We start from the raw sequence: 1,427 nt of genomic DNA on the forward strand, positions 1-1,427 counted from the left end.
AACTCCTGTGATGCGCCAGCTACTCGGGACGTCGGGCGAGACGATGTTGGAGCAGTTGGAAGAGTACTTGGGAGAAGAAGGGTTAGACGTGATCCCTCAGAGCCGGGTGCAGGACCACATCACCAAGGAACTGCGACAGAACGGTAATCGAACCCGCCACATGATGCAGGAGCTCGGCTGGAGGCAAGCTCAAGTGAAGTGGGGTGGCAAAGACTACGCTCGAGTCCTCTGGATGAAACCGGACTTCCACGTGGCAGACGGCAACGTCATCAAGCCAGACGGGACATCTGAGGTGATTGGTGATCACTTGGGAGAGGGGAGGTTTGATTAATGACGCAACACTTCATCTTCCTTGACGACTCTGAACAGCGCTGGATGGACATCCTTGGGAACCATGCGGACGAGGCTGAGGTCTTGGCCAACCGCCTTGTGAGCGAGGGGACACGGACAGCAGAGGGCTGCATCGTGACCAACACCACGACCGTGAGAAAGGTACGGTTCCGGGGACAGCAGTTTGCAGCATACCGCTTCATATACTGCGCCTTGAATCAAGAGGTGGTCAGCTACCACGATGTCATTCGGCACCGCTGTCATAATCGACTGTGTATTAACCCGGAACACCTTCAGAAGGGGACGCGGGCGGATAACCAGCGTGACGACTGGGATAACTGGGCCAACGGGATCGACCACAGGTTCCTCTAGCTGTTCCCATGCCCTGTACGACTGGAAAAGGGCAGACCCGCCACACCCGCAGAGGGGGCCTTCGGGCCCTCTCGATCAATCATGAGATTCAAAAAGCAGCTGTTGGTCGGGGAGGATGACAAGGTCTGCTCTGCGGGACTAAGCAGCCCTTGTTCCCGATGGCGCGAACTGCAGCTTCCGCAAAACGGCCGCCCGCTGCGTGGCAAAACTTCCCCCCAAAGATTGTGGCTTTCGACGCCATTGGCGCACGGCTATGAGATGCGTTTGGGCGGTTGGAATGATCTTGAGGAAAGGGCATTGTGGGGGCAGTCAAAACAGTAGACTTAGTCTAGAATGCCCGTAGGGTTGACCCCTGCACTTCTGGGAAAGCGAAAAAATGGACAGATACGATTTTGTTATCTGCGGTGCGGGTACAGCTGGATGCATTCTTGCGAACCGCCTTAGTGCCGTTTCCGGGGTCAAGGTCTTGCTGCTGGAGGCAGGTCAAGCAATGGCAAACCCGTTGCTTCCAGCACTTGGTGCATCCGTTGACCATAGTGATGGTCCCCTCGATTGGGCCTTTCGCTCGGAGCCACAGGTAAACCTTAACAATCGTAGGATACTGCTAAACCGGGGCAAAGGGCTCGGCGGCTCGAGCTCGATCAATTGGGGAATGTATGTAAGAGGAAATCGGGGCGACTATGACCACTGGGCGCAACTGGGAAATTTAGGATGGTCCTATGATG

General features: G+C 55.9%; 3 protein-coding genes. All 3 read left to right on the forward strand.

The features are described from left to right. The coding region (locus V6D20_07965) for a hypothetical protein (GenBank protein ID HEY9815720.1) at positions 1–331 on the forward strand (331 nt) is incomplete at its 5' end. Next, positions 331–702: an HNH endonuclease gene (locus V6D20_07970; GenBank protein HEY9815721.1), complete on the forward strand. Its 372-nt coding sequence runs from the start codon at positions 331–333 to the stop codon at positions 700–702. The genes V6D20_07965 and V6D20_07970, both read left to right, overlap by 1 nt. Before the next feature lie 376 nt (positions 703–1,078). Further along, positions 1,079–1,427 (forward strand): GMC family oxidoreductase N-terminal domain-containing protein (locus V6D20_07975; protein ID HEY9815722.1); only part of this gene is annotated, 349 nt, incomplete at its 3' end.

This window comes from Candidatus Obscuribacterales bacterium, assembly GCA_036703605.1.
In the GTDB taxonomy this organism is placed as follows: domain Bacteria; phylum Cyanobacteriota; class Cyanobacteriia; order RECH01; family RECH01; genus RECH01.

Bases quoted from the DNA above. Each gene is read 5' to 3' on its own strand.
- V6D20_07970 (HEY9815721.1), top strand. From the start codon at position 331: ATGACGCAACACTTCATCTTCCTTGACGACTCTGAACAGCGCTGGATG.